8 protein-coding genes are annotated in these 6,802 nt (G+C 36.9%); 2 read left to right on the top strand and 6 right to left on the bottom strand.

Features of this window, described 5'->3' with window-relative positions; all coding sequences use genetic code 11:
* The 3 genes from AC3G7N_RS17550 to AC3G7N_RS17540 form a co-directional block, all read right to left on the bottom strand.
* Nucleotides 1-456: hypothetical protein (locus AC3G7N_RS17550; protein WP_489423462.1), on the bottom strand; the 456-nt coding region annotated here is incomplete at its 3' end.
* 114 nt (nucleotides 457-570) lie between these two features.
* Nucleotides 571-1,299, bottom strand: coding sequence for a response regulator transcription factor (locus tag AC3G7N_RS17545; RefSeq protein WP_489423461.1), 729 nt, complete (start codon nucleotides 1,297-1,299; stop codon nucleotides 571-573).
* Between the two features lie 515 nt (nucleotides 1,300-1,814).
* Nucleotides 1,815-2,387, bottom strand: a complete 573-nt coding sequence (locus tag AC3G7N_RS17540; RefSeq protein ID WP_489423460.1) for a YdhK family protein — start codon at nucleotides 2,385-2,387, stop codon at nucleotides 1,815-1,817.
* Nucleotides 2,388-2,600: 213 nt separating this feature from the next.
* On the opposite strand from AC3G7N_RS17540, the gene AC3G7N_RS17535 reads away from it, so the two are divergent.
* The gene (locus AC3G7N_RS17535) at nucleotides 2,601-3,023 is read left to right on the top strand and encodes a hypothetical protein (protein WP_489423459.1); all 423 of its coding nucleotides are present in this window, start codon (nucleotides 2,601-2,603) and stop codon (nucleotides 3,021-3,023) included.
* Between the two features lie 480 nt (nucleotides 3,024-3,503).
* Here the strand turns inward: AC3G7N_RS17535 and AC3G7N_RS17530 are convergent, their stop codons facing one another.
* The 3 genes from AC3G7N_RS17530 to AC3G7N_RS17520 all read right to left on the bottom strand — a co-directional run bounded on the left by AC3G7N_RS17530 (nucleotide 3,504) and on the right by AC3G7N_RS17520 (nucleotide 5,941).
* On the bottom strand, nucleotides 3,504-3,740 hold the full coding sequence (locus AC3G7N_RS17530) for a hypothetical protein (RefSeq protein ID WP_489423458.1): 237 nt from the start codon (nucleotides 3,738-3,740) through the stop codon (nucleotides 3,504-3,506).
* 570 nt (nucleotides 3,741-4,310) lie between these two features.
* Complete coding sequence (tatA, locus tag AC3G7N_RS17525; RefSeq protein WP_489423457.1) at nucleotides 4,311-4,508, bottom strand: twin-arginine translocase TatA/TatE family subunit; 198 nt, start codon at nucleotides 4,506-4,508, stop codon at nucleotides 4,311-4,313.
* Between the two features lie 188 nt (nucleotides 4,509-4,696).
* On the bottom strand, nucleotides 4,697-5,941 hold the full coding sequence (locus AC3G7N_RS17520; protein WP_489423466.1) for an amidohydrolase: 1,245 nt from the start codon (nucleotides 5,939-5,941) through the stop codon (nucleotides 4,697-4,699).
* Nucleotides 5,942-6,534: 593 nt separating this feature from the next.
* Here AC3G7N_RS17520 and AC3G7N_RS17515 point away from each other — a divergent pair.
* A complete protein-coding gene (locus AC3G7N_RS17515) occupies nucleotides 6,535-6,657 on the top strand; it encodes a hypothetical protein (RefSeq protein ID WP_489423456.1) in 123 nt (40 codons plus the stop codon).
* Nucleotides 6,658-6,802 lie beyond the last annotated feature (145 nt).

Here is a 6,802-nt window from a genome sequence, read left to right as displayed (position 1 = left end):
AGTTGAATCTGATGACGATTCCATCGTTGAATTACCGCTCTTTTCCGTTTCATCCGTGGTATTGGTTGAATCTGGTGACGATTCCATCGTTGAATTACTGCTCTTTTTTGTTTCATCCATGGTATCAGTTGAATCTGATGACGATTCCATCGTTGAATTACCGCTCTTTTCCGTTTCATCCGTGGTATTGGTTGAATCTGGTGACGATTCCATCGTTGAATTACTGCTCTTTTTTGTTTCATCCATGGCAACGGTTGAGTCTGGGTTATCCGTCAAATCACCTGAACCAATGTCTGTGAGTAACTGTTGAAGCTTCTCGATACTCATTTGGAGATCATCAATTTCTTTTTGAATCTGCTCCATACTTGGTTCAGCTTGGGCAGAACTAGAAGATACAATTATCAATCCAACACTGAAAATCACAGATACAATAATAGCTGAAAAAAGTTTACGCATGTTGTTCTCCCTTCAATCCGGTTTTTCTTCAGTTCTAGGGATATGGAAAAGCACTCCTCATAACCGGCGTACTTTCCACTAATGAGTTTCCGCTATGCATTTCCACAATATGCTTTATCCCCCATACTTCTTCAGTCGATACCCTTCTCGGAATACCGTTTGAATATATTCAGGCTGCTTTGGGTCTTGCTCTATCTTGAGTCGCAAATTTTTAATATGGCTGTCCAGTGTGCGCTCCAGTCCGTTGTACAAATAGCCGTGAATATGTTCTATTAACTGTTGGCGAGATAAAACCTGTCCCGCATGCTCCATAAATACTTTCAAAAGAAGGAATTCAGTCCTTGTTAATACCATCTCCTTGTTACGAATCCAGGCTTTTTTCTCCTTCAGCTCGATCAGTAGTTCTCCCACCATAATTTTCTCATGCAAGATTTCGGGTTGCCAAGAACGACGTAGCAGAGCTCTAAGTCGTGCCAAAACCACTTTGACACGTATTGGCTTTTTCAAATAGTCATCAGCACCAGCCTCGAGACCGAGCAATATATTCCTTTCCTTGTTATTCTCTGAAACAATTATGATAGGGACATTGGAACGAGCTCTAAAATACTGGCAAAGCTCAATACCGTCCTTCTCAGGCAAATCAGTATCCAAAATCACGGCAACCGGGTCAATTAGCTCGAATACCTTCATTGCTTCACTACTCTTCTTCACAAGCTGAACACGGAATTGGTACTGTGTTAAATAATCCTTTATTAAATGTACGGTCCAGTTTTCATTTCCCACGATCAACACAGAGTTTCCTTCAATCCTATCCACCTCCCCTAACTTTTGCTCCTTTTCCACAACGGAAACCTCTAACACACCTCATTGATGCACCAAATAGTAACCTTCTAATCTTTTTCTCTCTTTGATAGACAGTAATCTAGTTTAAAGCGGGTGTGAAAATAAGTTATGAGTAATTTAATGAGTTTATTCTCTATTACTTCTCCATATCTAGTAGGTACTTTGCACTATTTTATATAAATGGTAAAAGGTAGTTAGAAGAATTGTCGGGATTCTATAAATTAACATTATGTGATCAAAAGTTTGGGGTAGAAGCTAAGTATTAAGAGAGCGTTTCTACTATTAAAAACTTTTTCAAACTAGCGACAGAAGACCTATGTGCACCCAATAAAAGTAATCATTGCTACTAAAGGATCAATTTAAAACTTTAAAAAAAACCAATGACTTAAAAACAGATCGTTCGTAAGATGATGGACAAACTTGGTGCTAGTACCCCAAAGAAAGTAAAAAAGAGCTCTTCCATTTAAGGAATAAGCTCTTCAAGTGGATTTAAAATATATCATTTTATTCAAACTTTACTCAGCTGATAATTCACTTTCTGTTACCCATTTATGATTTGTCACTTCTTCTCCGTCGGAGGTCGAATTGTAGTCAATCATATAAACATTTGTTTCAAAGGCTGATTCAATTTCAGCAGTAGCACCATCCATTCCGGCCATATGTGAAGCATCTAACGTAACTTCTGTTCCGGGTTCAAGCTCTTCCTCACCAGCGTCTTCAATTTCTTCATGAATTATCCATTTATGATTTTCTACTCTTTCACCACCGATTGTTGGTGTGTAAGAAACAACATAGGCTGTAGTATTGTACACACCTATTATGGTTGCTTCAGCTCCATCCATCCCATTCATGTGATTTGTTCGGATAGTTGCTTGACTCCCAACTTCATATCCTGGATTCCTTGCTTCCTCTAAATCGTCAGGAACTTCACCGGAGCTGGAATGGTTCATGTCCATATGTTCATCAGAACTGGACTCTATCTTTATGTTTTCCTCCGGGTTCTTTTCTTCATTATCACCTGAACATGCAACTAGCATGAGTACAGGGATGAGTAAAATAAATCCTATCATTATTTTTTTACTCTTCATCTTTTCCTCCTTCATTTCTGACCTAATTAAAGAGTATTCACCGACAAACTCAATATGTTTACTTAAAATTAATCGCCCAAGAAAGCCGGATTGATAATCCTTCTAATATCATTCTAGATCATTTGTTCATAAATTAAAGTACCTTTATACAAAGGAGATAACTTGCCACATAGAAAATAATGGCCATAAACCATCCTCTCTATTAACCCTTATATGAATAAAAGACACTATTTCAATCATTCCTTAACGCCCTTGAATCTTATGTGTATCCTTCTCCCTAGCAAGAGGCATTTCATAGATTTATTCTCCAAACAAATTAAAAATTGTTCCTTTTTTAGACCGATATCTTCTTCAAACATTTCAATTCCCAAATCACTTTCATATACATCGATTATAAATTGCCCAGATTCCTTTGGCGATTCAAATATAAAAGTAACAGGTAGTGCTAGTGTAGAAAAAACTAAGGATTCTTTATTAAAATTTACTATCACCAATACTCTTTTATCAGCTTTTATAGATGTTGCAAATAGCGAAGAAAATGAGGATCAAATTGGTATTTTTAAAGGGTTTAAAGTTGATGCAGTAAGTGACTCTTTTACTTTCATAAAAAGTATTCCCCATATATTAAACTCTTAAAAGAGGATACCAAGTACACTCAAGATTTAGCGATTTTAATTTAGTAGACATTGACGAGATTCTTAAAGGGGCCAGGATGAGTTATTAGGCTAGAAGGATGAAGAAAAATCTATTTTACGTTTTAATATTAATTCTTTTAGAAATAGTTACTCCAAAGAAACAGAAAATAAAAAGTTAACGGCTGAAGAAGTATTTAATGAACAAATAGTTAACGATACAATAACAAAACCAAAAATTACATTCATCCAGGTCCTCGATACCTATCTTTTTCAATAGCCTTTTTAACTTCTATTTCCTGTTCTATTTTTTCGCGATAAGGGATATGGAATTTCTTTTTTGTTTTCGTTTATCAAGGTTAACCATAAAAACAATAAATAGAACTAAAAACACTCCTCATAAGATGTTAGAAAACATATACCCCTTAGTTATTACTCAAATGTATCTAGAACCATTTACATAGAATTTTTTACTACAAAGGCACTATCCTTGTTCTTCTTTCTTCAACCTATGAAATAAATCTTTTGATTTATCATCCAGCCAATTATAATGAGTATTATTAGAATAATAATCCAAAAATTGCTCTTTCGACTTTCGTTCTTCCTTTTTGATACTATCAATACAGCCCCTACAATGTAGTCGAAAGTATTCCGGTTCCTTCCAGGAATATAACTTTTGTATGTTATGTCTGCTCCTGCAGTGGAAACAAACCTTACTCATACTTACATCACTCCTTCCTAACGATATACCTCAAACATTAAATTTAAATCACAATTTTCCATATTTTCAGTTAAGAAAACTTCTATTTTGTGCTCTATTCTTTTAAAATGGAACCAAAACGAAAAGAAGGGTTATTCTATGAGTTATTACGATCTTTGAAAAAGAAAGATCATTATTGTAATTGTTATAAATTATGATCGTTATGACTATATGATGCATGTAAAAAGAAAAATAATAAGAACTATTGTTGCTGCCGGTATTAATAAGGAAAGACTATTTTATGAAACTCCCGCTACGGGAGTTTCATATTGTGTTTAGCCGATTATATCCCTCTTTTAATTAATACTTATACATTCACCTAGCTTTATTCTGAAAAAGCTTTTGAATAATCCACAACACCTTTATTGAGTAAAAAAACGATTTCTGTAAGTTAGGGTAATTGGTTTTTTTATATGTTCCCGATGCACCCCTTAGTTGTCTCTCTCTTAAATAACTATCGCAATGACAGAAATTCTCTTCATCCATTTACCATTGACTAAATCGTCACCACGTTAGTTATTTATTTTTAATTTATTTTTCTAGTTTTTCTTTCTTAGTAGATGCTTCTGCATTTGTATCATCTGTGACAAGATCTCTAGTAGACTTTTTAAATTCTCTTAATGTTGAGCCAAATGCTTTCCCGATTTCCGGCAGCTTTGAAGGGCCGAAAATAATTAGAGCGATTATTAAAACTAGTATCAATCCTGGCATTCCAATATTTTGTAGCATAGTTTCCTCCTAGGATGCTTTGTCGTTCCTTCTAGACGTTTATGTTCATTTTTAGAATAGCTTTTTTTAGATCAATACTCTTAACAAGTTTTTAATCTTTGATTACAGTTATAAACCCTGGATAATAGATCCGGGTGCTACATATTTTTGAGATTATACCACCACTTAGAATTGATGCTCAATTTTATCTAATTTATATGGTTGTTCCTTCTAGACTTCACGCTATCAAGAGAGCCCGAAGAAAGAGTCCCTTTGTGCAGCACAGCAGCGCGCTCAGGCAGCCTTGCTACGGTTTCGGCTGAACAGCTTGCCGGAACGAGAACAGCAGTCGCGGCGTCGCCAACCTTCGGCCATATTTGTTTACCGGACTCGCTTAGCGGTGTAATGCCACCGGTAGCAAGAGAAAGTGCACGGGAAAGATTGTATTCATTGGACCACCCATACAGTTTTGCAGCGAGATGTGCCTTCTGTAGCGTATCGCCGATCCCGAATGGTGACCAGTGATCCGTAATACTGTCATTTCCAAGCATGATGTTCACCTTCTGCTCCTGAAGCAGTGGTATCGGCATAACGCCTTTACCGATTGGAGGATTTGATGCAATGGAAATACCTAGCGATGCAAGGCGATTTGCCATTTCAACGTCAGCTCCTGCTGTTAACGAGGCGAGAGAGAACGCGTGACTGATCGTCACCTTGCCCTGCAGACTAGCTTCCTCAGTCAGATCTGCCAATCTGCGAATTGCCTTCAATCCCGTTTCGCCGCTTTCATGAAGGTGAATATCAATTCCAGCTTTGTTGTCCACCGCGATTTGTACCATAGTTTGCAACGATTTCTCCATGTCTCCGTCAACTAAAGTTGGGTCTAGTCCACCAACATGTGTAGCTCCATGCTGCATGGCGTCGCGCATCAGTCCCTCTACATTTGAACGAAGCAAGCCATGTTGAGGAAAGGCAACGATTTCATATGATAGTTTATCTGAATAGTTCTCTAATGCACGCTTTAGGTTTTCAAGATTTTTAAGACCAACTACTGGATCTATATTGCAATGACTTCTGGCAGATGTTGAGCCGTAGCCGAGAATGAGCTCAATTAATTTTTCCGCACGCTCTTGAGCAGTTGGCAGTAGCTCCAAGAGCAGCGTCTGCTCCAATTCAATCATATCGAAAATACCGTTTTCTCTTGTTGCTGCCGCTTTCCAAGGGCCGCCATAATAGGTTTTATCCAAATGAATATGCATGTCTTTGAAAGAAGGGAGCAGTAGCATGCCTTTCGCGTCATAGCAATCAATCCCTTTTTCATAAGGGGCTGTAGTGTCAAGAATCTTGGTAATAGTTCCTTTATCCACTCGTAAGTTTCGCAATACGGTGTCGGTAGCGACGACTTGGCCCTTCTCATACTGATATCCACTTTCCACTCGAACATTCAATAGCATATAGGAACTGTTTTTCCCCGGTTTTTTGGTGTTATGTTTATCCTTTTTTTCCTTGGCATCCGCGCTTGCCGTCTCAGATGCCATTAATCCCATCGTACCCGGTACGCCGAGAACAACGGAAGCACCTCCAATTTTGCCCGCGTTACTTATAAATTTTCTACGGGTCAAACCTGTGTTTTCCTGATCCATTTGGAAGTCCTCCTCTTGTAAAGTTGTAATTTAGACAAACAATTAAAATAGCCTCCAGAAATAACTGCCAGGACAAATATAAATTGCTATTACACTATGAAAAAACTCGTTAGTTTCCACTTTCGCTTTGTTATCGATTCTTTTTAGCCCCTTCACACTTTTTGATATTTTCTGACACATTATCTATTCATTATTTATTCGTTTGTTATCCTTCATATCCCTGCGTGAAATTCAAAAATGGTGCGTTAGACTCATGGTTATACAGTTTTTTGTGTTACTCGTAAGTTGAATACATTCGAACTGGGTTTAGACATCGCACCATTAGCGAAATATTTCTGATCATAATCAAACATCTCCTCTGATTCAATCCAACTAAATGTCCTGGTAATCTTTTTTCTCAAGAAATGAAGGAACGATTTAATAAACAAGACCATATTAATCAAGCATTACTGAAACGCTTAGAAGAGCAAAACGAATACATAAACAAATCGATTAAAAAACGTGATGAAAAAATACTTTTAAGTTAATTGAAGAACCTTCTCCAAACGATCGTTTTTAAAATCAATTATTCAAAACTAAATTGTTCCGCAAAAGGGCCCGATTGTTAAATAAGAGATTTTACTTTTTTCAAAATGAAAAATAAAATTGTAATGAATTAACTATGTAACTCCT

The organism is Virgibacillus carmonensis (genome assembly GCF_057836705.1).
The sequence above is the reverse complement of the archived record's forward strand: the minus strand, read 5'-3'. Positions and strand labels throughout refer to the sequence as shown.

Coding starts and splice junctions, on each gene's coding strand:
- AC3G7N_RS17535 (WP_489423459.1), top strand. CDS start 2,601: ATGAATAAAAGACACTATTTCAATCATTCCTTAACGCCCTTGAATCTT.
- AC3G7N_RS17515 (WP_489423456.1), top strand. CDS start 6,535: ATGAAGGAACGATTTAATAAACAAGACCATATTAATCAAGCATTACTG.
- tatA (WP_489423457.1), bottom strand. CDS start 4,508: ATGCTACAAAATATTGGAATGCCAGGATTGATACTAGTTTTAATAATC.
- AC3G7N_RS17520 (WP_489423466.1), bottom strand. CDS start 5,941: ATGCTATTGAATGTTCGAGTGGAAAGTGGATATCAGTATGAGAAGGGC.
- AC3G7N_RS17540 (WP_489423460.1), bottom strand. CDS start 2,387: ATGAAGAGTAAAAAAATAATGATAGGATTTATTTTACTCATCCCTGTA.
- AC3G7N_RS17530 (WP_489423458.1), bottom strand. CDS start 3,740: ATGAGTAAGGTTTGTTTCCACTGCAGGAGCAGACATAACATACAAAAG.